The organism is Streptomyces sp. NBC_00690 (genome assembly GCF_036226685.1).
Classification (GTDB): Bacteria; Actinomycetota; Actinomycetes; order Streptomycetales; family Streptomycetaceae; genus Streptomyces.
Genome location: NZ_CP109009.1, coordinates 3,986,853 through 4,009,596, shown reverse-complemented (window position 1 = coordinate 4,009,596; position 22,744 = coordinate 3,986,853). Strand labels below are relative to the sequence as shown.

The 22,744-nt window shown below is 68.4% G+C and carries 21 protein-coding genes; 13 read left to right on the top strand and 8 right to left on the bottom strand.

What is annotated here, in order from left to right:
- Positions 1-59: 59 nt before the first annotated feature.
- From OID54_RS17580 to OID54_RS17570, 3 genes are all read left to right on the top strand, one after another.
- Positions 60-569: a helix-turn-helix domain-containing protein gene (locus OID54_RS17580; RefSeq protein ID WP_329020712.1), complete on the top strand. Its 510-nt coding sequence runs from the start codon at positions 60-62 to the stop codon at positions 567-569.
- 23 nt (positions 570-592) lie between these two features.
- Positions 593-1,273, top strand: a complete 681-nt coding sequence (locus OID54_RS17575; protein WP_329020710.1) for a hypothetical protein — start codon at positions 593-595, stop codon at positions 1,271-1,273.
- A gap of 105 nt (positions 1,274-1,378) precedes the next feature.
- The gene (locus OID54_RS17570) at positions 1,379-1,720 is read left to right on the top strand and encodes a DUF2516 family protein (RefSeq protein ID WP_329027600.1); all 342 of its coding nucleotides are present in this window, start codon (positions 1,379-1,381) and stop codon (positions 1,718-1,720) included.
- A 69-nt stretch (positions 1,721-1,789) separates the two neighbouring features.
- Here OID54_RS17570 and OID54_RS17565 read toward each other — a convergent pair whose 3' ends face one another.
- From OID54_RS17565 to OID54_RS17555, 3 genes are all read right to left on the bottom strand, one after another.
- Positions 1,790-3,118, bottom strand: coding sequence for a PP2C family protein-serine/threonine phosphatase (locus OID54_RS17565; RefSeq protein ID WP_329020708.1), 1,329 nt, complete (start codon positions 3,116-3,118; stop codon positions 1,790-1,792).
- An 884-nt stretch (positions 3,119-4,002) separates the two neighbouring features.
- Positions 4,003-5,118 carry an NlpC/P60 family protein gene (locus OID54_RS17560; RefSeq protein WP_329020706.1) on the bottom strand — a complete coding sequence of 372 codons (1,116 nt, stop codon included), beginning with the start codon at positions 5,116-5,118 and terminating at the stop codon, positions 4,003-4,005.
- 225 nt (positions 5,119-5,343) lie between these two features.
- The gene (locus tag OID54_RS17555; protein ID WP_329020704.1) at positions 5,344-6,126 is read right to left on the bottom strand and encodes a class I SAM-dependent methyltransferase; all 783 of its coding nucleotides are present in this window, start codon (positions 6,124-6,126) and stop codon (positions 5,344-5,346) included.
- Between the two features lie 297 nt (positions 6,127-6,423).
- Between OID54_RS17555 and mshA the strand changes: the two genes are divergently transcribed.
- Positions 6,424-7,764, top strand: a complete 1,341-nt coding sequence (mshA, locus tag OID54_RS17550) for a D-inositol-3-phosphate glycosyltransferase (RefSeq protein ID WP_329020702.1) — start codon at positions 6,424-6,426, stop codon at positions 7,762-7,764.
- Positions 7,757-8,257 (top strand): YbjN domain-containing protein, encoded by a 501-nt coding sequence (locus tag OID54_RS17545; RefSeq protein WP_329020700.1) that lies wholly within the window; start codon positions 7,757-7,759, stop codon positions 8,255-8,257. Before mshA ends, OID54_RS17545 begins: the two co-directional genes overlap by 8 nt.
- A gap of 102 nt (positions 8,258-8,359) precedes the next feature.
- Here the strand turns inward: OID54_RS17545 and OID54_RS17540 are convergent, their stop codons facing one another.
- Positions 8,360-8,659, bottom strand: coding sequence for a hypothetical protein (locus tag OID54_RS17540; RefSeq protein WP_329020698.1), 300 nt, complete (start codon positions 8,657-8,659; stop codon positions 8,360-8,362).
- Between the two features lie 244 nt (positions 8,660-8,903).
- Here OID54_RS17540 and OID54_RS17535 point away from each other — a divergent pair, with 244 nt between their 5' ends.
- A complete protein-coding gene (locus OID54_RS17535) occupies positions 8,904-10,490 on the top strand; it encodes an MFS transporter (RefSeq protein ID WP_329027599.1) in 1,587 nt (528 codons plus the stop codon).
- Positions 10,491-11,099: 609 nt separating this feature from the next.
- Here OID54_RS17535 and OID54_RS17530 read toward each other — a convergent pair.
- Complete coding sequence (locus OID54_RS17530) at positions 11,100-12,419, bottom strand: MDR family MFS transporter (protein WP_329020696.1); 1,320 nt, start codon at positions 12,417-12,419, stop codon at positions 11,100-11,102.
- A gap of 140 nt (positions 12,420-12,559) precedes the next feature.
- Between OID54_RS17530 and OID54_RS17525 the strand changes: the two genes are divergently transcribed.
- Positions 12,560-13,321, top strand: a complete 762-nt coding sequence (locus OID54_RS17525; protein ID WP_329020694.1) for a phosphoglyceromutase — start codon at positions 12,560-12,562, stop codon at positions 13,319-13,321.
- Between the two features lie 195 nt (positions 13,322-13,516).
- Here the strand turns inward: OID54_RS17525 and OID54_RS17520 are convergent, their stop codons facing one another.
- A complete protein-coding gene (locus OID54_RS17520; RefSeq protein ID WP_329020692.1) occupies positions 13,517-14,128 on the bottom strand; it encodes a hypothetical protein in 612 nt (203 codons plus the stop codon).
- A gap of 245 nt (positions 14,129-14,373) precedes the next feature.
- Here OID54_RS17520 and OID54_RS17515 point away from each other — a divergent pair, with 245 nt between their 5' ends.
- On the top strand, positions 14,374-15,312 hold the full coding sequence (locus tag OID54_RS17515; RefSeq protein WP_329020690.1) for a restriction endonuclease: 939 nt from the start codon (positions 14,374-14,376) through the stop codon (positions 15,310-15,312).
- A 630-nt stretch (positions 15,313-15,942) separates the two neighbouring features.
- Here OID54_RS17515 and phoU read toward each other — a convergent pair.
- Complete coding sequence (gene phoU, locus OID54_RS17510; RefSeq protein ID WP_329020689.1) at positions 15,943-16,620, bottom strand: phosphate signaling complex protein PhoU; 678 nt, start codon at positions 16,618-16,620, stop codon at positions 15,943-15,945.
- 200 nt (positions 16,621-16,820) lie between these two features.
- On the opposite strand from phoU, the gene OID54_RS17505 reads away from it, so the two are divergent.
- Both OID54_RS17505 and OID54_RS17500 read left to right on the top strand, forming a co-directional pair.
- Positions 16,821-18,164 carry a sensor histidine kinase gene (locus OID54_RS17505; protein WP_329020687.1) on the top strand — a complete coding sequence of 448 codons (1,344 nt, stop codon included), beginning with the start codon at positions 16,821-16,823 and terminating at the stop codon, positions 18,162-18,164.
- Positions 18,161-18,841: a response regulator transcription factor gene (locus OID54_RS17500; protein ID WP_065961092.1), complete on the top strand. Its 681-nt coding sequence runs from the start codon at positions 18,161-18,163 to the stop codon at positions 18,839-18,841. The genes OID54_RS17505 and OID54_RS17500 overlap by 4 nt, the downstream gene beginning before the upstream one ends.
- A gap of 181 nt (positions 18,842-19,022) precedes the next feature.
- Here OID54_RS17500 and OID54_RS17495 read toward each other — a convergent pair whose 3' ends face one another.
- A complete protein-coding gene (locus OID54_RS17495) occupies positions 19,023-19,862 on the bottom strand; it encodes a DUF461 domain-containing protein (RefSeq protein ID WP_329020685.1) in 840 nt (279 codons plus the stop codon).
- A 763-nt stretch (positions 19,863-20,625) separates the two neighbouring features.
- Between OID54_RS17495 and OID54_RS17490 the strand changes: the two genes are divergently transcribed.
- The 3 genes from OID54_RS17490 (at position 20,626) to ispF (ending at position 22,621) form a co-directional block, all read left to right on the top strand.
- The gene (locus tag OID54_RS17490; RefSeq protein WP_003953493.1) at positions 20,626-21,108 is read left to right on the top strand and encodes a CarD family transcriptional regulator; all 483 of its coding nucleotides are present in this window, start codon (positions 20,626-20,628) and stop codon (positions 21,106-21,108) included.
- A 288-nt stretch (positions 21,109-21,396) separates the two neighbouring features.
- Positions 21,397-22,146, top strand: a complete 750-nt coding sequence (gene ispD, locus OID54_RS17485) for a 2-C-methyl-D-erythritol 4-phosphate cytidylyltransferase (protein WP_329020683.1) — start codon at positions 21,397-21,399, stop codon at positions 22,144-22,146.
- Positions 22,133-22,621, top strand: a complete 489-nt coding sequence (gene ispF / locus OID54_RS17480) for a 2-C-methyl-D-erythritol 2,4-cyclodiphosphate synthase (protein WP_329020681.1) — start codon at positions 22,133-22,135, stop codon at positions 22,619-22,621. Before ispD ends, ispF begins: the two co-directional genes overlap by 14 nt.
- Positions 22,622-22,744: the final 123 nt, after the last annotated feature.

Here is a 22,744-nt window from a genome sequence, read left to right as displayed (position 1 = left end):
GTAACACTATTGCAAGCACTTGCTTGCAATAGTTAGCAGACCTGTTGCACCATCGGTTCATGGCATCACTCAACGTCGGCAATCTTGGTGAGTACCTCCGCGAGCAGCGGCGAAACGCCCAGCTCTCGCTGAGGCAGCTCGCGGATGCCGCCGGGGTGTCCAATCCCTATCTGAGCCAGATCGAGCGCGGACTGCGCAAGCCGAGCGCGGAGGTGCTCCAGCAGGTCGCCAAGGCCCTGCGGATCTCCGCCGAGACGCTCTATGTGCGGGCCGGCATCCTCGACGAGCGGGACCGGGACGAGTTGGAGACGCGAGCAGTCATCATCGCGGACCCCTCCATAACCGAGCGGCAGAAGGCCGTACTGCTCCAGATCTACGAGTCCTTCCGCAAGGAGAACGGATTCGAGACCGCCGCTGGCTCGGACGATCCGGAAGCGGCGTATGCCGTCGAAGACGCCGATGCCGTGATCCCAGCCGGCGAGGGCACCCGTATGGACATAGCCCCGGACACCACTGCCGAAGGCCCGAGTGCGGGCGACGGCGGTGGACCCGACCGACCCTCACACTGAACCTGCGTCCAGGAGGACCACCCATGGCCATCACCGATGACCTGCGCAAGACCCTGTCCGACCCCAAGCCCCTCTACTTCTTCGCCGGCACCGCCGACCTCGCCGTTCAGGAGGCCCGGAAGGTGCCCGCGATCCTTGAGCAGCTCGCGGCCGAGGCGCCCGGGCGGATCGACGCCGTGCGCAACGCCGACCCCAAGGCCGTGCAGGAGAAGGTGACCGTCCAGGCCAAGGAGGCCCAGGTCACCGTGCAGACCAAGGTCAACGAGGTGCTCGGCGGCTTCGACGCCGACTTCAAGAAGCTCAGCGAGAGCGCCCAGGACCTGGCCCTGCGCAGTGTCGGGCTCGCCGCGGAGTACGCCGTCAGGGCGCGGGAGACCTACGAGCGGGTCGCCGAGCACGGTGAGCAGGCCGTGCGGACCTGGCGTGGCGAGGCGGCCGAGGAGATCACGGAGATCGCCGTGGCCGTCGAGCCCGAGCCGGCGAAGCCGCAGCCCGCGAAGGCCCAGCCGCCCAAGCCCCGGCAGGCCAGGACCGCCCAGCCGAAGACCTCGCCCGCCGCCAAGGCGGAGGCCAAGAGCGAGCCGAAGTCCGAGGCCAAGACCCAGCAGCCCAAGGTCGCCGCACGCCAGAGCACTGCGGCGTCTCGCAAGACGACCCCGGCCCGCAAGCCCGCTGCGAAGAAGACGCCCCCGCCCGCCGAGTAGGCATATGCGTACGGGCAGAATGGGCCGGGCACCTTTGGAGTGTCCGGCCCGTTCTCCAGGTACCTTTGCGGCGAGGTGCCCTCAGCAGACAAGGCGGTGCTCAACATGCTTCGCGCGAACTTCGACGCGACCCTCTCGCTCCTGCTCTTCCTGGTCTTTGCCGTGACATCCGTGACCGCGCTGGTCATGGCTGCCATGGCGCGGGGGGACGCCTACCGCGCCGCCGACAAGCAGACCAAGAACTTCTGGTTGATCATCCTCGGCATCACCGTCGTGGTGAACCTGCTCCTGAACATCCTGTTCCTGTCCATCGCAGGTCTGATCGCCACGATCGTCTTCTTCGTCGATGTGCGGCCCGCGCTGAAGGCGGTCACCGGTGGTGGGGGCGGCAAGCGTGGCGGCTCCAGCAGCGACGGCCCCTACGGCCCGTACAACGGCGGTAGGTGACCTGCACCACGGCGGTAGGTGCCCACACCCGCCCCGCACCATCCCGTTCGAACCGTGCTGAGCAGGGGTTCAGCCCCTGCTCAGCAGCAGTACCGCCACATCGTCGGTGAGCTCCCCGCCGTTGAGCTCCCGAACCTCGGTCACCGCGGCGTCCAGCAGTTCTTCGCCCTGTAGCCCGGCCGCGAGCTGCCGATTGATCATCTGGACCATGCCCTCGTCACCCAGGCGCTGAGTGGCGCCAGGCCCCGAGCGGCCCTCGATCAGCCCGTCGGTGTACATCATCAGGCTCCACGCTCCACCGAGCTCCACCTGGAGCCGCGGCCAACGCGCCCTGGGCAGCAGCCCGAGCGCCGGCCCTCCGCTCTCGTACGGGAGCATCTGCGCGGCCCGGCCGGCCCGGGTGATCAGTGGTGAGGGGTGGCCGGCCAGACAGAGCCCGGCGCGCCGTCCATCCGGTGCGATGTCCACGGTGCAGAGCGTCGCGAAGATCTCCTCGCTCTCCCGCTCGTGTTCCAGAACCTGTTGCATGGTCGAGAGCAGTTCGTCTCCGCACAGGCCCGCGAAGGTCAGGGCCCGCCAGGCGATCCGCAGTTCCACCCCGAGTGCGGCCTCGTCGGGGCCGTGTCCGCAGACATCGCCGATCATGGCGTGGACGGTTCCGTCGGGGGTGCGGACGGTGTCGTAGAAGTCCCCGCCGAGGAGGGCGCGGGAGCGGCCGGGACGGTAGCGCGCGGCGAACCTCAGGTTCGAGCCTTCGAGGAGCGGGGTTGGCAGGAGTCCGCGCTCCAGCCGTGCGTTCTCCTGGGCGCGTAGCCGGGACTCGGCCAGTTTGATCTGGGTGGTGTCGGCGCGCTTGCGCTCCACGGCGTACCGAACGGTCCGGCTCAGCAGCCGCCCGTCCAGCTCGTCCCGGAACACATGGTCCTGCGCTCCGACCCGTACCGCCTCCGTGGCCCGCTCCGTGTCGTCGGAGGTGGTCAGGGCGAGCACGGCATGTCGCGGCGCGATGCGCAGTACGTGCCTGAGCGCGGCGAGTCCGTCGTCACCCGGCACCGGCAGGGCGAGGTCCACCAGGACGCAATGGACGTCGTCGGTGAGGAGGCGCTCGGCCTCGGTGAGGTTGCGTGCACTGCGGATGCGTACCCGGGTGGCCGCGGTGGTGGGCAGTTCGGGTACCGAGAAGGGGCCCGTCGGGTCGTCCTCGATCACCAGCAGGGTGAGATCAGTGAGGTTGGTGCCACCGGTGGCGTCATGGGTGCCGGGGCCGGCGCCGTTGAGCTCCCGCGCAGCGGTGGCTTCGGTGTCGGGAGCTCCGCCACGGGGTGCGTCCACGGCTGTGGCGCCCTGTGCGGCCTCCGCGACGGGGACTCTCCGCTGTCGCGGTACAGGTGCTGGCATTGATCCGGATTCCTTCCCTCCCCCGAGGGCACGGCGGGACGACGATCGACAACCCGCCAGACGGGGACCATAGCGGTAGCCCCGCCGATAGTGGAATGGCGTCCGAGGAGCGGGTGGCGTCATCTCTACGCGGTCCACGGGCGGTTGGCGAGGCCCTCATGACGAACATCACGCCGTTGAACACGCCCGGTTACCGGGTGGCGACGGAGCCGGTTGGGCTGGTGATGGCGGTGCGGGAGTGGCGGTGGGGTTCTGTGGGGACGGGGCTCGGGATAGGGCGCCCGCGGAAGGCTCCGAAGCGCTCTTGCGGCAGGTCGCGCGGGCCGTTCGAGCGGCGTGAGCGCCCTTCGATGGCATTCTCCCCGGCGTTCGGGGTAGGCGTGTGGCCCCTGCGCTAGCCGGGGGCATCAAGCTCCCATAGATGCCATGAAGCATCACCAGCCACACTGGCCCCAATGTTCTTGTGGATATGGCGGGGTGAGTGTTGCGCATGTCTCATTTCTTACTCCCGACTAGGCGTGTTTTCGACGCTATAGCGGGGCATCGGTGGGCGGCTCCTGTCACCCCGGGTTCAGGTGCACCTCGGGTTCGGGTGCACTCCTAGTTCAGGTGCACTCCGGGTTCGGGACATGTGCTGGCGCCCATGGATAGGCCGGGGAGCCTCGGTGCGGCCGTGGGCCAACTCGTACTCCGGGCTCGCGCACACGCCGCACACGCACCCGGGCCGGAGCACACCTGAGGCCCGACCGAACCCAGTCCGGATTGACCCCAGTCCGGGACCTGAGCGCGACCGACGGGCACGTACGCCCGGAACTCGTACCCCAAGGGCGACCGGCAGGCACCTACGCCCGGACTTACGCGCAACCAAGGCCCGCCCACGGGCCTCAGGGGCGTACGACGCCGAGGATCCTCATCGAACCAGCGCCCGCGAGCGTCACATGCCGACCGGGCCGAGGCGAGTGAACGATCGTCCCGTCACCCACGTACATCCCCACATGGCTGGCATCCGCGTGATAGATGATCAGGTCGCCGGGCTGCAAGTCCGCCACCGCCACCTTGGGCAGTTGGCGCCACTGTTCCTGCGAGGTCCGGGGGATGGGGCGCCCGGCCGACGCCCACGCCTGCGAGGTCAGTCCCGAGCAGTCGTACGAACCGGGGCCCTCCGCCCCCCACACATACGGTTTGCCGATCTGTCCGGTCGCGAACTGCACCGCCGCAGCCCCCCGCGTGGTGGCCTTCGCGCCGCGCTTGAGCGGGGACGACCTCAGCCACTCCGACTGGGCCTTGTCCGCTGCGCGCCGCTCCAGGACCAGCATGCGCTTGAGCTCCTCCTTGTGCAGCCGCCCCTCCAGCGCCTCGGCCGCCGCGATCTTCGCGTCGATCTCCTTCTTCGCCTTGGCCTGCCGGACGCGATTGGCCTCCAACTTGCGCCACTGCGTGTTCGCGTCCAGGGAGTAGGACTCCAGATCGGCTTGCGTCTGTTCCAACTCTCGCAACAGGTCCCGGGTCGCCTTCATCCCGTCCTTCACCCTGCTGGCTCCGTCGAGGAAGAGTTGGGGGTCGTCGGTGAGGATGAGTTGGGCCTCGGGCGGTAGACCACCGCTTTGGTACTGGGCGCGGGCCGCCGCGCCCGCACGAAGCTTGAGATCGTCGATGCGGGTCTGGCCCTTGACGATCCGCTGGGCCAGTTCGGTGATCTCCTTGGACTGCTGTTTGGCCTGTTCCTCGGCGAGGTTATAGGTGTCCGTGGCGGACACGGCCTGGTGGTAGAGGCCCTCTATCTCCAAGCGGATCTCGTCGAGTGACTTCTCGGGCGCGGCCGGCGTACCGGCCGTGCCGCTCCGTGGAGGTGGTTCGGGGGCGTTGGGCAAAAGAGGGGTGCCGGGAGCCACGGCGGGCCTGGGTGAGACGGGGGAGGCGAAGGCGGTGCCCGGTACTGCCAAGGCGGTCAGTGCGCAGACCAGCGTGACCGCCGCGGTGGCGCAGTGGCGTCGAAGCACGGCTCCCCTCCCCAACCCAGCTGATTTACCGTCAGTAACGTGTGGGCGTTTCGGCGATGCTGCCACGGTGCGGCGCAAAGCGACAGGGTCCCTGAGCCATGTCGGCCGTGCGACCCTCCCCGAAGTCACAAGACGAACGACGTACCCGTGTCGTTCCCCATGGAGCGATTTCGTCCGGGCGTCCCTGCAGGTCGGCCGGATGCCCGCGGTTGGCCGTCGCCTCGCTCAGACGGATCGGGGCGCGAGCGCCGACCACTCCACGGTCACCTCGCCCTGCCGCCATCGCCTGTGGTCGTCCCGCAGCGGCCAGTCGGCGCCCAGGTCCCTGACCGCCCTGATCCAGCGCTGTCGGGCACTGAGCGCTGCGTACGGTGCGGCCGTCGCCCAGGCGCGGTCGAAGTCCCGTAGGAACGCATGGACCGGTTCGCCCGGGACATTGCGGTGGATCAGCGCCTTTGGTAGCCGTTCCGCCAGGTCGGAAGGCCGGTCGAGCGAACCCAACCTGGCCGCGAACGTCACGGTCCGCGGCCCTTCCGGGCCGATCGCCACCCATACGTGCCGTCGTCCGACCTCATCGCAGGTGCCCTCGACCAGCAGCCCTCCGGGGGCGAGCCGCGACCGCAGTCGGGCCCAGACGGCGTCGACTGCGCCTTCGTCGTACTGCCGCAGCACATTGGCCGCGCGGATGAGACTGACGGCGGGCTGCACGGGGATCTCGAAGCCGCCGTGTCGAAAACTCAGCCCCTCGCGCACGTAGGGTTCGGCAGCCGTGACGCGTGCCGGGTCGATCTCGATGCCGATCACTTCGCAGCGCGGGTCGGCGGTACGCAGTCGGCGCAGCAGTTCGAGCGTGGTCCAGGGTGCCGCGCCGTAGCCGAGGTCGACGGCCAGCGGGCGTTCGCTCCGGCGCAGTGCCGGGCCGTGGACGGCGGCGATCCAGCGGTCCATGCGACGCAGTCGATTGGGGTTGGTGGTCCCGCGGGTGGCGGTGCCTACGGGGCGTGTCATATGAGCGAGCGTATGTGGTGCCCGGTGTGCCCGGCCCTGGCGGCGACACTCTCCCAGAGCATTCGGAATGTGCAATTCCGAGGGAGTGTGGAGGCGTCCGGTCAACCGTGTCGGTTGCTGCCGACGACTTGCTGCCCGGCATTCCCCTGGCCGCCTCCGGCGTCGGAGAGTGGTTGGCAATAATTTGGTAAAGCGGACACACTCGGGAAATGGAAGGCGGCGGTCCGCTGTTGTGCGCGGGTGGAGGGCTGCTGGTGGCCGCAGCTTGCCGTGCCCCGAGCGAGGAGGACCTTCGACGTGAGCCAGTACGTCTCCCGCCTCTCCGGCAGCTTCTTGGCTCCCCGTATCAGATTTCCGGGCGGCCACCGCAAACCGCGCCGAATCGCGATGCTCAGCGTCCACACCTCCCCCCTCCACCAGCCGGGGACGGGCGACGCGGGCGGGATGAACGTCTACATCGTCGAACTCGCGAAGCGTCTCGCCGCCATCAACATCGAGGTGGAGATCTTCACCCGGGCCACCGCCGGCGGCCTCGCCCCCGTGGTCGAACTGGCCCCGGGAGTCCTCGTACGCCATGTGGACGCCGGCCCCTACGAGGGGCTGGCCAAGGAGGAGCTGCCCGGTCAGCTCTGTGCCTTTACCCACGGTGTGATGCAGGCGTGGGCCGGACACCGCCCCGGGCACTACGACCTCGTCCACTCCCACTACTGGCTCTCCGGCCATGTCGGCTGGCTCGCCGCGGAACGCTGGGGCGTCCCCCTGGTGCACGCCATGCACACCATGGCCAAGGTCAAGAACGCGGCGCTCGCCGACGGCGACACCCCCGAGCCCGCCTCGCGCGTCATCGGCGAGACCCAGATCGTCCACGCCGCCGACCGGTTGATCGCCAACACCGCCGAAGAGGCCGACGAGTTGGTCCGCTTCTACGACGCGGAGCCCGCGAAGGTGGCCGTCGTCCACCCCGGTGTGAACCTCGACCGCTTCCGTCCAGCCGACGGGCGGGCCGCCGCCCGAGCCCGCCTCGGGGTGCCTCAGGGTGCCTTCGTCCCTCTCTTCGCGGGACGCATCCAGCCGCTGAAGGCCCCCGACATCCTCCTGCGAGCCGTCGCGCAACTGCTGGTGCGGGAACCGGGGCTGCGTTCACGGATGTACGTCCCCGTAGTCGGCGGGCCCAGCGGCAGTGGGCTGGCCAGGCCCGAAGGGCTCCAGAAGCTGGCGGCGCGCCTCGGTATCGCTGACATCGTCCACTTCCATCCGCCGGTGGGGCAGGACGTGCTGGCGGACTGGTTCCGGGCCGCATCCACGCTGGTGATGCCCTCGTACAGCGAGTCCTTCGGGCTGGTCGCCATCGAGGCCCAGGCCGCGGGCACGCCGGTGGTCGCCGCAGCCGTGGGCGGACTGCCGGTCGCGGTGTCCGACGGTCATACGGGGATCCTCGTCGACGGCCATGACCCCGCCGACTACGCCACGGCGCTGCACCGACTGCTGCTCGATCCCGCTCTCGCCACCCGGATGGGCGTGGACGCGGCGCAGCACGCGGAACGCTTCGGCTGGGACACCGCAGCCGCCGCCACCGCGGACGTCTACACGGCAGCGATGTGGGAGCGGCGCCGCCGGGTACGCTCGCACCATGTCTGACGCACGGCAGCCGGCGCTGATCATCGAGAGCGCCCTGGAGGACGCCGGCCTGGAGTGGGAGAGCCCGGCCAGCGGTTCCTACGTGGTCACCCTCCCCGGCACCCGCAAGCTCTCCACGACCTGCTCGCTTCGCATCGGCAGGCACTCGCTGTCGGTGAACGCCTTCGTCATCCGTCACCCCGATGAGAACGACGCGGCCGTCCACCGCTGGCTACTGGAGCGCAACCTCAAGCTGTACGGGATCAGCTATGCGGTGGACCAACTGGGCGATGTTTACGTCACCGCGCGGCTGCCGCTCTCGGTGATCAACGCGGCTGAGCTCGACCGTCTGCTCGGGTCGGTGCTCGAAGCCTCCGACGGCGCGTTCAACACCCTGCTGGAGTTGGGGTTCGCGACCGCGATCCGCAAGGAGTACGCCTGGCGGGTGGCTCGCGGCGAGTCCACGAAGAACCTGGATGCGTTCACCGGACTGACCAGGGGCTCGACCGACTGACCAGGGATTAGCCGGTTGGCTGATTCGCCGGGGGATCAGGCACCGGTCCTGTGTCCTGCCCGGAGCGCGCACGCGCGGATGCCCGCCCCCGCGCCGGGGGCGTCAGGACACCACGCGGAACTGGTCCAGCGTGGCATGGGCTTCTGCCCGGTCCTCGGCGGAGAAGCAACGGCGGTTCTGTTTGATGAGATAGGCGTGGGTGCGCACGGTCTGGAGCCACGCGGTGCGTTCTGTCTCCACCGATTGCAGCGACTCGGCCTTGCGCTTCTTCTTTTTCGCCAGGTCGCGCAGTTCGCCGCAGTCGCCCTTCGACTTGTGGTGACCGTCCGACGGGAACGCCTGCCCGGTGAGGAAGCCGCCGAGCGCGAGCACGGTGGCCGCCAGCACGACGCTGGCGATCATCCAGGGATTCCGTCTTCGGCCCGGAGCCGGTTCGGGTGTGGGTGTGTGTGGTGCGAAATTCTCCATGATTCCCCCTTTGGTGATGATGGCGGTGGGATCATACAGCCGGTTTCCGGAACCTTTCTGCACAGCGAATCCCTGCTGACGGCCAGGATCGGGCTCCGCCGATCGCTCGTCCCTTGGTGCGGCCGTGAGAGCCGCGCGGCAGAATCTGCGCATGAGTGAAATGTCCGGAGAGTCGGGAATGGGGAGGTCGTCGCGCGGCCCCTCCGCACCCCGGGAGCCCGTCCCCAACGAGCGGCTCGCCCTCGCCGCCATGATGTTCGCCGTGGCGATGACCTTCATCGACCAGACGATCGTCGCCATCGCAGCCCCGGACATCACCCATGAACTGGGTCTCTCCTCGGCGGGAATGCGCTGGGTGGTCAATGCCTATCTGCTCTCACTCGCCGCGTTTTTCGCACTCGGCGGGCGCCTCGCTGACGTCTACGGCCACCGCAGGATCATGCTCATCGGGACCCTGGTCTTCGTCGTCTCGTCCATCCTGTGCGGTTGCGTACCGACCGGCGAAGTCGCACAGGCGTGGATGATCGTCTTCCGGGCGACTCAGGGGCTGGGGGCGGCGCTGATGTTCCCGGCCGCCCTCGCCGTGGTCGTCGCGGTCTTCCCGGTGGAACGCCGCGGTCGGGCACTGGCCCTCTTCTTCGGGGTCTCGGGCGGTCTCACCGCCCTGGGGCCCCTGCTCGGGGGCTGGCTCACCACCTGGACCTGGCGGGCGATCTTCTGGGTCAACGTCCCGGTCGCGGTGATCGCGATCGTCCTGACCGTGCTCGCCCGCATTCCCAACGTCGAACGCGAGGAACGGATCGACGTACCGGGTGCGGTCCTGGTCGCCCTGGGCATGGGGCTGAGCGTGCTGGGGCTGCAACAGGCATCCGAGTGGGGCTGGGACTCGGCGGCCACCTGGGTCTGCATCGTCGGCGGCCTCCTGGTCCTGGCGGCGTTCTGTCGCTATGAACTCCGTCTGTCGGAACACCCGCTGATCCAACTCAGGGTGTTCCGGGACCGGGCCTTCGCCGTCGACAACGCGGTTCTCTTCTTCGCGATGCTGGCCTTCGTCCCGCTGTTCTTCTTCGCCTCCGTGTACGCACAGGTCTCCCTCAGCGCCTCGCCCAACGAGGCCGCGCTCTATCTCCTCTACTTCTTCATCGGTTTCGCGATCACCTCCCAGATCGGCGGACGCATCCTGGACAAGCGCGGCGCCAGACCGGCCATGCTGCTGGGTACGGCGCTGGGCGCCGTCGGATTCGCCCTGTGGGCCGGAAAGCTCACCGACCTCTCCTTCAGCGCGCAATGGCCCTATGTGGTCCTGGCCGGAGCGGGCATCGGATTCCTGCTGGCGCCCGCGTCCACCGACGCGGTCAACCGCGCCATCGGCGCCTCCTACGGCGAGGTCACCGGCATCACCCAGACCATCCGCAACTACGCCGCAGCGGTGGGTCTCGCGGTGTACGGAACCGTCCTCGCCCACATCACGACCGAGCGGGTGGCCGGAACCCTGGAAGAGCGCGGGGTGCCGGCCGCACTGGCACGGCAGGCGGCACAGAAGGTGACCCAACAGGTCACCGGCCATGCGCAGGAGCGGGGGCCCGCGGGGGAAGGAGGGGTCGCGGTGTTGGTGAAGGAGGCGACACAACATCTGCGGATGGACTTCGCCGAGGCCAACCAGTGGGTGTTCTACGGCATGGCGATCGCGCTGGGCGTGGCCTTCCTCTGCGCCCTGGCCCACCCGGGCACCCGGGTGACGGACGACGGCTCCATCCGCGGCTGAGGGGTACGGCGCGCCACCCTCGCCCCTCCCGGACCGTCGCGCGATCGCCCCGAAGTGATGTGCGACACAGGGGTGTTGGCGCTGGTCAGTCCGGTTAGGAAGCGCGCTGTGGGAGCCGCACAGGCCACCCGCCCCCTTGCCGCCGATGGGACGCTTCCTCATCCGGGTGCCGTGCGCGTGAGCGTCGCCTCGCACCCTGTATGTCGTCGTTCGGCTTCGTTAAGTTGCCGGTCATCAAGTACGACGATCGGACTGGAACGGTGTCACCGCACCTCAGCGCAGACTCCCGTGCCGCACGGCACCCCCGACAATGGAAAAGGAGGGCCACGTGCCCCAGATCAGACGCCTCCTCCTGCCCCCGCTCCTTGCCGCACTCCTCGTGTCAGGCGCCGGTGCATTAGCCACCGCGAACTCCGGCCCGCCGTCGGGCGCTGCTGCCCCTCGCGCCGGATCGTTCGCGGGTGTGCCCGAATCCGGCGTGCTCGGTGATCACCATGCGCCGGCACCGCCCCGCCGGCCCTAGCTCTCCGGATCTTGCCGGGTGGGCGGGGCGACACCGCGACGGCGGCCGAGCCGTGACACGAGGTGGATCGCCCGCCCGGGAGGCGGTCAGTCGGACGGGGAGTCGGCGGCGATGGGCGACCTCGCCGCGCCGTCCGCCTTCGGCACGGTGACGGGTGCCGCATCCGCGATCTCGGAACCCGTGAGGGCCGGCGGGAGATTGCGCATCAGACCCCAGTAGCCCACCCCGGCCACCGTCCCCAGCGCCGCGCACGTGCCCCACAGCCAAGCGGCACCCAACCCGTCCATGATCGTGCCGGCGAGCACCGGCGCGACCAGCGAGGCAGCGGCCCAGGACAGGGTGTACATCCCCTGGTAGCGGCCCCGCCCGTGTACCGGCGAGAGCCTGACCACCAACCCCGTCTGGGTCGGTGCGTTCACCATTTCCGCCAGGGTCCAGATACAGACGGTCAGTGCGTACACGGCGATCGACCCGGCGAAGGCCGTCAGCCCGAACCCGTACCCCGCCAGCAGTGACGAGACGATCAGCAGTCGACGTGGATCGCGGTGCTCGATGTAGCGGGTGAGGGGGATCTGAAGGGCCACGATGAGCCCGCCGTTGAGGGCCATCACCAGGCCGAAGTCCGCGGCCGAGAAGCCGGCGGCGCCCATCGCCAGGGGCAGCCCGACGAATCCCTCCATAAAGATGAGCGAGATCAGGAACGACAGCCCGACCATGCCCATGAACCGGCCGTCGCGCAGCACCGTGCCCAGACTGACCCGTTCCTGCTCCTCCTGCGCCGAAGCGTCCGCAGTGCCTGGCCCGCCCTGCTCGGGCCGTGACTCCGGCAGCTTCACATAGATGAAGATCGCGCAGGCCAGCGTCATCACGGCCTCCCCGATGAAGCCCGCCAGATAGCTGTACTCGGCGATGAATCCCGCCGCTGCGGCGGATATGGCGAAGCCGAGGTTGATCGCCCAGTAGTTCAGCGAGAACGCCCGCACCCGGTCCTTCGGCGGCACGATGTCGGCCATCATCGCCTGTACCGCGGGCCGCGAGGCGTTGGTCGCCGCACCGACGACCGTCGCGACGACGGCGATGGCCACCGGGTGCTGTACGAAACCCAGTACGGCCACCGACACGGCCGACGAACTCTGGGCGATCAGCAGGGTGGGCCGACGTCCCAGCCGATCAGTCATGACTCCCGCACCGATGGACGAGATCACTCCGCCAAGTCCGTAGAGCGAGGCGACCAGCCCCGCATAGGAGGCCGAGTAGCCGCGATCCAGGGTGAGGTAGAGGGTCATGAAGGTTGCGACGAACGCCCCGAGGCGATTGACGAGGGTGCTGGTCCACAGCCACCAGAACTCGCGGGGCAGCCCGGACACGCTCTCCTTGAGCGCGCGTCGCGCACGGGCGATGGGCATAGGTCCCCCCAGCAGCCTCGATCAGGCCATGTAATAGCTCTTTCGGTATTGCGCACATTACATAGGTGGTCATCCGGCCGCCAGTGACTTGACGCCGGCCGCAGGCGAGGCGGCGAAGGCCGTCCACTAGGCTCGGAGGCATGGCCGACGCACCGTACAAGCTGATCCTCCTCCGCCACGGCGAGAGCGAGTGGAACGCGAAGAACCTGTTCACTGGCTGGGTGGACGTCAATCTCACCGAGAAGGGCGAGAAGGAGGCGGTCCGCGGCGGTGAGCTGCTGAAGGACGCCGGTCTGCTCCCCGACGTGCTGCACACCTCCCTCCAGAGGCGTGCCATCCGCACCGCCCAGCTCGCCCTGGAATCCGCCGACCGGCACTGGATTCCCGTGCACCGCTCCTGGCGCCTCAACGAACGCCACTACGGCGCGCTTCAGGGCAAGGACAAGGCGCAGACCCTCGCCGAGTTCGGCGAGGAGCAGTTCATGCTCTGGCGCCGTTCCTACGACACTCCGCCGCCCGCCCTTGAGGACGGCACCGAGTTCTCGCAGAGCGGCGACCCGCGCTACGCCACCATCCCGCCGGAGCTGCGCCCGCGCACCGAGTGCCTCAAGGACGTCGTCGTCCGGATGCTCCCGTACTGGTACGACGGCATCGTCCCGGACCTGCTGACCGGACGGACCGTCCTGGTCGCCGCGCACGGGAACTCGCTGCGCGCGCTGGTCAAGCACCTCGACGGCGTCTCCGACGAGGCCATCGCCGGGCTGAACATCCCGACGGGCATCCCGCTGGCCTATGAGCTGGACGCCGACTTCAAGCCCCTCAAGCCGGGCGGCACGTACCTCGACCCGGACGCGGCTGCGGCGGCGATCGAGGCGGTCAAGAACCAGGGCAAGAAGAAGTAAGCAGCAGCAGGCAGCAGTACCGTTCGAGCCCCCTGTCCACAGTCTTCCCGCAGACAGGGGGCTCGTTGCCGTTCCCGTGGCGCCGGCTGGTCGGAGCCTTTGGTGTTGCTCGGGTTGCCTCAGTGCTTCTCAGCGGTTCTCGGTGGTTCTCAGTGGGTCTCGGTGGTTCTCAGTGGGTCTCAGTGGGTCTTGGCTTCAGAAGGAGCCTTCGGCCGCTCCACCCGGCACCGTCAGCGGCTCGTGATGGTGCCAGATCAAATACCGGTCCTCGCGGCTGAGTTCCGCGGATCCCCATTCGAGCCTGATGACCCCTCGGCTCATGGAGCACGCGTACGCCACCAGGACCAGCCCCACGTCCGGCGGCAACTGGGCCAGGTCGGGGTGGACTTCGCCGTCCGTCCCTTCGTCGAGCCCCAGATCCAGTTCGCCCTGCCTGGGGTCGGGTCCGTGTTGGCGGATGAGGTCGGCGCGCAGTCCGGACGCCCTGCGCAGCCGGGCCGCGGTCACGGGCACGTCTGTCTTGGCATAGCGGATCGGGTAGATCACCTGACCCGAGACGATCATCACGGTACGGGCCTGGAGGCGTACGGCCGTTGCGCCCGGCAGGTGTTCGAGGCCGGCGGCCAGTTCTTCGTACTGCACCGCGTGCAACCCGTGCCCATAAGCCTCCAGGGTCTGGGTGTGGACGCCTTGGTGGCCGCTGCGCGCCCTGTCGTGAGCCCTGGCGAGACAGAGCGGAACGGCCAGAGCCAGTGGTCCGGCCAGATCACCGAAGGTCTTGCGGGCCCATGGTGTCGATGAGGTCATGTCTGTCGCCCTCCCCGTCAGCACAGTTGACCTCTTCGACCGTGACTCCTGACGGTGCATCACACAAGTGCGCATGGTCGGTGCCGGTGGCGTCCTGTGTGAGGGATTCGGAGGCCAACTCCCGAGCGATGTAGAGGTCGCGCCAGCGAATCTGATGCGGAAATTCCGCATCAGATTCGGATGAGGCATGTCAGTATGAGGGAATGCTCGGCGTGCAAGGCGTCGGCGTCTAGTGACGGAGGACCATGAGCGAGACGGCCACGGCAGTGCCGGAGTGGACGTTGGAGCCCGGGCAGCAGATCGAGCGCAAGTTGCTGCACAGCACCTACGGCGGGCGGACGCAGGGCGGCATCGGCCCCTCGGCCAAGAGCCCCAACGTCTTCGTCTTCACCGACCCGGTCGCCGGTGAGAAGCACGGCTACTACGACGACTGGATGCCCGACGGCCTCTTCCACTACAGCGGAGAAGGCCAGTACGGCGATCAGCGGATGCTCTCCGGCAACGCCAGCATCCTCAACCACCGGGCAGAGGGACGCGCCCTACGCGTCTTCGGCGGAGCCCGCGGCACCGTCACCTATCGCGGCGAGTTCGTCGTGGACCAGGAGTCACCCTGGTACGAGACCGATGCGCCGGAGACCGGCGACGGGCCGCTGCGCAAGGTCATCGTCTTCCGGCTCAAGCCGGTGGACACCGCGCCCCAGCCGCCGACCACGAGGCTGGGACGGCTGCTGGACCGCCGCCCTCACGAGGTCGACGAACTGCCCCTGGAGCGCAGCGAGACCGAGCGGACGTACGTCAATCCCAACCGCGAGGCGTACGAGGCCGAGCGCAGGGAGGTCCAGTTGGTCCTGGCGTTCGCCGACTACCTCACCGTGAAGGGGCACCAGTCGCACCGCCACCGGCTGTTGCCGCCGGGCGAGAGTCGTCCCCTGTTCACCGACCTCTACGCCCCGGGGCTCGGGCTGCTCGTCGAGGCCAAGGGCAGTGTGACCCGGGAGAACCTGCGGATGGCGATCGGTCAACTCGCGGACTACAGCAGGTTCGTCTCCCACCGTCACCGCGCGATCCTGCTCCCGTCCAAGCCGCGGGAAGACCTGCTGGCCCTCGCCGAGAGTCAGCGGTGCGTTGTCATCTGGCAGGAGGGCAAGGGCTATGCCAGCACCGATCCGAGCGCACTGCCGTAGGCGGTAGCGGCCACCACGATCCGACCCGATGCCGAAGGGCCCTTACACCCTTCGACGAACATGCCCCGCCCGATGACACCGGGCGGGGCATGTCCTTGTTGCCGTGTGGGTCAGCGGTCGGTCAGCCGCAGCCGCCGCCGCACTGGCAGGAGCCGCCCGACTGGCAGCCGCAACTGCATCCTGCGCCGCAACTGCATGCGCGGAGCAGTGCGAACCGCACCACCTCCGCCGCGATCTCCTGCGGAGTCGCTATCGCTGATTTAGGGGAATCGGTCATGAGTTCCTCCTGATGGCGTACGAGCCGTACAAGACGTACGAGATGGGTCGCCTCTCGCCATTCCATGCCCGCCGGGGCAGGCGCATCAACAGCGCGTTGAGGCATGGGCGCATGGCCCGACGTCGTCCCGCGATCCGGCGCAAACCGCGAAGTGCCGGCGGACGGCGGGTCTCCGCCGGGGGTGGCGGGCGGAGGCGTCGGTGAGCGCCCGACGGGCCAGGAGAGTCGCAGCGTGCCCGGGACGCATCGAACAGCCGCCCGGGCCCCTGCGAAGGCCCTACCCCGGCTCCCGGGCTGTGGTTCCCCGAGAGCCGGCGCGGGAGTGGGACGGGAAGGACGGAAGGGTGCAGCCCTCAGGTCCCGTCCACCGGGGTGAGTGGCTGGATCTCGTCGGCGTGCTCGCCCGTGACCAGATAGACGACCCGCTTGGCCACCGACACCGCATGGTCGGCGAAGCGCTCGTAGTAACGCCCGAGAAGCGTTACGTCCACTGCCGTCTCGATCCCGTGCTTCCAGCGGTCGTCCATCAGATGCTGGAAGAGGGTGCGGTGCAAAAGATCCATCTCGTCGTCGTCCGTCTCCAGCTGAAGTGCCAGATCGACGTCCTTGGTGATGATCACCTCGGCGGCCTTCGCCATCAGCCGCTGGGCGAGCTGGCCCATCTCCAGGATGGTCGCCTGGAGGTCCTGGGGCACCGCCGAATCGGGGAAACGCAGCCGGGCGAGCTTCGCCACGTGCTGTGCCAGATCCCCGGAACGCTCCAGGTCAGCGCTCATCCGCAGCGAAGTGACCACGATCCGAAGATCCGTGGCGACCGGCTGCTGCCGGGCCAGTAGGGCAATCGCCCGCGCCTCCAGGTCGTGCTGGAGGTCATCGACCTTCTGATCCGCGGCGATCACGGTTTCGGCCAGTTTCAGATCGGCGTCGAGCATGGCCGTGGTGGCGCGTCCAATCGCCGACCCCACCAGTCGGGCCATCTCGACAAGACCCTCGCCGATGGAATCCAGTTCCTCGTGGTACGCGTCCCGCATCGGGTTCCCTTTCTGCTGATGAACAGAGGTCCGGGTGGGGCACTCGGACCTCCACGCTCCCACGGTGCACGGATAACCCGTCCAGATCCTCCCGGCCAAATGAACCGGTCCCATCCCCTTGGTGAACTCTGGGCGACGAGTGTTCCCGCTGCCACCCGATTGGCTGTGAGCATGTCCGTGACCACGCATAACCTGGATGCATGGACGTGAACGCGGCAGTCGCCGCAGCAGCGGCGATCGCCGGTCTCCTGACCGGTGTGATCGCGATGCTGGCGTTCCGCTGGAGCGAGCGGGAACAGCGCAGACCCACCCGTAGCTCGTTGCACACGGATGCCGTGCTGCCACCCGGCGTCGACACGGTCCTGTCCGTGCTGCGCTCATCCGCCGTCGTCCTCGACGAGGGCGACTCCGTCGTCAAGGCCAGCTCCGCCGCGTACGCCCTCGGGCTGGTTCGTGGCGGAAAACTCACTGTTGACGCCATGCTTCAGATGGCCAGGGATACACGTCGAGACGGTGAGATACGCCAGGTGGAGCTGGATCTCCCGCGGCGCGGCACCGGTCGGGGCGAGGCCCTCGCCGTCTCCGCCCGGGTCGCGCCGCTCGGCTCCCGCCTGGTCCTCCTGCTGGTCGAGGACCTCACCGAGGCACGCAGGATAGACGCGGTGCGCAGGGACTTCGTCGCCAACGTCAGCCATGAGCTCAAAACCCCCGTCGGCGCGCTCTCGCTGCTCTCCGAAGCCGTCATGGACGCATCCGACGACCCCGAGGCGGTGACCCGGTTCGCCGGGCGGATGCAGATCGAGGCGACCCGGCTCACCAACCTCGTACAAGAACTCATCGACCTCTCCCGCGTCCAGAACGACGACCCGTTGGACGACGCCGAACCCGTACGGGTGGAGGAGCTGGTCGCCGAGGCCATCGACCGCTCCCGCCACCCCGCCTCCACCAAACAGATCACCATGGCTGCCGCTGGCGCCGAAGACCTGCGAATCTGGGGCAATCGCGGCCAGCTCGCCGCGGCACTGGGCAATCTCGTCGAGAACGCCGTCAACTACTCACCCGCCCGCACCCGCGTCGGCATCTCCGCACGCCGGATCTCCGACATGGGCACCGACCTGATCGAGATCGCCGTCACCGACCAGGGCATCGGCATCCCCGAGAAGGACCGCGAGCGGATCTTCGAACGCTTCTACCGCGTCGATCCGGCCCGCTCCCGCGCCACCGGGGGCACCGGGCTCGGACTGGCGATCGTCAAGCACGTGGCCGCCTCGCACGGCGGGGAGGTCAGCGTCTGGAGTACCGAGGGACAGGGCTCCACCTTCACCCTGCGACTGCCCGAAGCGGGCGCCGCCAGGGACCGCTCAGTCAACGGCCAGGGCCCGGCCAGCAGCCAGGCCCCCGCCACCCGTACGGACGCACCCGAAGGCGTCACCACGCCCGACGGCCGCCCCGCCACCGGCACGGATCGCCCCGCTGAGGACGACAACCGGCCCCACGACACCGATCCGAACACCGACACCCCTGCCCCGGAGGTCCTTCCGTGACCCGAGTGCTCGTCGTCGAGGATGAGGAATCCTTCAGCGACGCCCTGTCCTACATGCTCCGCAAGGAAGGCTTCGAAGTCGCCGTGGCGACCACGGGCCCCGAAGGACTCGACGAATTCGAGCGCAACGGCGCCGACCTCGTCCTCCTCGATCTGATGCTCCCCGGCCTACCCGGCACCGAAGTCTGCCGCCAACTGCGCGGTCGGTCCAATGTCCCGGTCATCATGGTGACCGCGAAGGACAGCGAGATCGACAAGGTTGTCGGGTTGGAAATAGGGGCGGACGACTACGTCACCAAGCCCTTCTCGTCCCGGGAACTGGTGGCGCGCATCCGCGCGGTACTGCGCCGCCGCGGCGAGCCGGAGGAGGTCACCCCCGCCGCCCTGGAGGCCGGCCCGGTCCGGATGGACGTGGACCGCCACGTCGTCACCGTCGGCGGCGGCAAGGTCGACCTGCCGCTCAAGGAGTTCGACCTCCTGGAGATGCTGCTCCGCAACGCGGGCCGCGTCCTCACCCGGATGCAACTCATCGACCGGGTGTGGGGAGCCGACTACGTGGGCGACACCAAGACCCTGGACGTCCATGTGAAGCGGCTGCGCGCCAAGATCGAACCGGACCCGGGTGCGCCGCGCTACCTGGTCACGGTCCGCGGTCTCGGCTACAAGTTCGAGCCCTAGCCGGTCCCGGTCCCTCGGGGCCGATAGGTGCCCGCTGACGAAGAGAACGCCCCACCGAAACCGGTGGGGCGTTCTCTTCGTGCTGTGGAGGCCGTCCGATCCAGAGCCCGGGCCTTCCGGCACCGGTGCTTCGGCGTTCAGACGGCCAGATGTTCAGACGGCCAGCCAGAAGTCTCAGACGTCAGCTGTGGGCGGAGTCGGAGGAATCGCCCTCGTGGTCGCCCTGGCCCTGCTCGCCGTCCTGGCCCTGCTCGCTCTGAGCCTGCTCATTCGCCTGGTCGCTCTGCTCGCCCTCGGCGCCCGGCTGGCCTTCCGTGCCCTGCTCGGTCGAGTTCTCCCCGTTGCCGGGGTTCTCAGCGTTGGCACCGTCGTCGGGGTTCGCAGCATTCTCTGCGTTCTCAGGGTTTCCCGAGGGGTCGCTGCCCGGCTCGCCCGCCGGCTCCGACGGCTTGGGCTTCGCGGGAGCGGGCTTCGGCGGCGCGGTGGGCCCGAAGTCCTTGAAGTCGCCCGTCGACGCCATCACGAACGCCTTCAGCTTCACATCACCGGTGTCGCTGAAGCGGAAGACCGTCTCCTGCACACCGCCGATGTTCTTCGTCAGATCCCGGCCGTTCTCGATGAACGCGGAGGCATTGCCCTTGCCGCCGATGATCACCGAACCCTCGGCGGGCACCGTGATGGGACCGGATCCCTTCGCGGGCTTCAACTGCACCCGACCCGCACCCGGCAGGGTGATCGAGTCGATCGTCTGGGCCTTGCGGCCGTTGTTGAAGACCGTCGCAGAGACGGCGGCCGGGCCCTCCGCGTCAGCCTTCGGCTGCGTGATGACGTTGGCGTTCTGAACGCTGATGGTGTCGACCGTCACTGCTGCCGTGTCCGGCTTGACGCCGAGGGACTGGGCGTTGTTGCCCGCGCCGCAGGCGGTGAGAGCGGCGGTCGACAGCACGGCAGCGGTCACGGCGAGGGCACCGCGTCGAAGGCTGCGGGTGCGGCCTCCCGACGGAGTGTGGTGGAGGCTCACGACGGCGGCATCTCCTTGGACGTACGGACTGCGGACTGGTCGGGCTGCCGCCTGCCGAACGACGGTGGGCGGGCCGGTTGAACCGGCGTAATACCGGCCGGGACCGCGACAGTTCGCGATACCGGCCGAGACCACTTCAGTTCGTCGACAGATTACAGAGCCGTCGCTTCCGTCCTGCACCCGACCCGCCCCTTCGCGTTGTGGCACCGCCTGGTAGCGAACGGCACGACGAACTACACAACCGACCTGGCGACGAACCGGACCCACAACAGCCGATCTTCCAGCTGACTTCCGACCACGACCACGGAAGCAGGATTCCCTTGGTGTTCCCCTTGGCGTTCGCAGGCGTTCGCATATCACCGGTGATCAATTCCCCGGGCTGCTCCGCATTCCTTCCGAATACCGTGCAGGTGAAAGCTTCGACACACGTCGACACACCTCAGATGATCAATTGCGGATTCCCCCGCCCATCAGGCCGAACGGGTGAACGACGGCCGAACGGAGTACGGGAAGTTCACCGTGAAGAACCCGGCATATCGGGACGTTCAGCCATGTCTAAGGGGTCGGTACGGGGGGTAACGTACGAGTTTCACTCGGCCCGTGCAGCCGCTCCGACCTGCGAATACCGTCTTCCGGAAGCCGTTCGCAGCACGTTCCTGTTGCTGTTGTCAAGCCCCGAGATATGCCCTGACCTGCGAAAACGCCATTCAGAAGAAGCTGTATCCGTGTTACCCTGGATAGCCACGGAAGGGGTACCTGTCACATGACGTTCAAGGTTGGCGACACCGTGGTCTATCCCCATCACGGGGCCGCGCTGATCGAGGCCATCGAAACTCGCCAGATCAAAGGCGTGGACAAGACCTACTTGGTGCTCAAGGTCGCTCAGGGTGACCTGACTGTTCGCGTGCCAGCGGACAATGCGGAGTTCGTCGGCGTACGCGATGTGGTCGGTCAGGACGGGCTCGACCGGGTCTTCGAGGTGCTCCGCGCACCGTATGCCGAAGAGCCGACTAACTGGTCCCGTCGGTACAAGGCAAATCTGGAGAAGCTTGCCTCCGGTGATGTCATCAAGGTCGCTGAAGTAGTGCGTGACCTGTGGCGTCGTGAGCGTGAGCGTGGACTTTCCGCAGGTGAGAAGCGCATGCTCGCCAAGGCTCGCCAGATCCTGGTGAGCGAGCTTGCCCTCGCGGAGAACACCAACGAAGACAAGGCCGAGGCTCTGCTCGACGAGGTCCTCGCGTCCTGACGCGTGACGCACCAATGCCGCGGTGCCCGATGACATGACATGATCACCATTGATCACGGTCCTGTCGCCGGGCGCTGCGGCATGTTTCGTGGTCCCGCCCGTATTGGTCGTGCTGGTACTGCTTCGGTGCCAACCGCAGGGACCGCACCACTGATCCCTGTGGTGTGCCGGGCCCGGGCGGCTGGCGCAGACCAGTAGTCACGGAAGGGTCCGTTAAGGCGTCGCGCCCGGCACGCTTGAGGCCATACCCATGTCGGCCGAGGAAACAAACCTGCCGGAGTGCAACCGATGTCAGACGTATCGCATCCGCCCCGCACCGCAGCGGTGATTCCGGCTGCCGGACGGGGGGTGAGGCTCGGACCCGGTGCCCCCAAGGCGCTGCGTACGCTCAACGGCACACCGATGCTCATCCACGCCGTACGCGCCATGGCCGCCTCTCGTGCGGTCACCCTCGTCGTGGTCGTCGCCCCTGCTGACGAGACGCAGGGGGTGAAGGCCCTCCTTGCGGACCTCGCGCTGCCGGACCGCACCGACATCGCCGTCGTCCCCGGCGGCGACACCCGTCAGGAGTCGGTACGCCTCGGTCTGGAAGCCATTCCCGAGGGGATCGACATCGTCCTGGTCCATGACGCTGCCCGCCCGCTCGTACCCGTCGACACGGTCGATTCCGTCATCGAGGCGGTACGGGACGGTGCCGTGGCCGTCGTGCCGGCCCTACCGCTCGCGGACACCGTCAAGGAGGTCGAGCCGGCACCCTCGGGAGGCCCCGAGCCCGTGGTCGCCACTCCCGAGCGGGCCCGACTGCGGGCCGTACAGACACCGCAGGGCTTCGACCGCGCCACGCTCGTCAACGCCCACGCCACCATGGCCGTCGCCGGTGGCGACGGTGCGACCGACTGCGCCGGCATGGTGGAGCGGCTGGGCGCCCCTGTGGTCGTGGTTCCCGGCCACGAGGAGGCGTTCAAGGTGACGCGCCCCCTCGATCTCGTCCTCGCCGAAGCAGTGCTCGCCCGCAGGAGGGCCAATGACGGCTTCTAACCTCCCCCTGGTCGGCATCGGCACCGATGTCCACGCCTTCGAGGCCGGCCGTGAGCTGTGGTGTGCCGGCCTGTTCTGGGAGGGCGAGACGGGTCTCGCCGGTCACTCCGACGCCGATGTCGCGGCGCACGCCGCGTGTGACGCGCTCTTCTCGGCCGCGGGCATCGGCGATCTCGGAGCCCACTTCGGCACCGACCGCCCCGAGTGGTCCGGCGCCTCAGGCGTCACCCTGCTCGCCGAGGCCGCCCGGCTGGTCCGTGCCGAGGGCATGGAGATCGGAAATGTCGCCATTCAGGTGATCGGGGTGCGCCCGAAGATCGGTAAGCGTCGCGCCGAGGCGCAGAAGGCGTTGGGCGCCGCGGTCGGGGCCCCGGTGTCCGTTTCGGGCACGACGACGGACGGCCTCGGCCTGACCGGTCGTGCCGAGGGCATCGCCGCCATCGCCACGGCACTGGTGTTCCGTACGGGTGAGTAGTTCGTCAGGCTGAAACGTTGGAAGGGTGTGACGGGCCGCCCGAGGCGGGTACTCGTACCAGGACTCGTCTCCATCGGACCGATGGAATCCGATACCGAGCCGGCTCCGGCGGGTTTCAGGTAT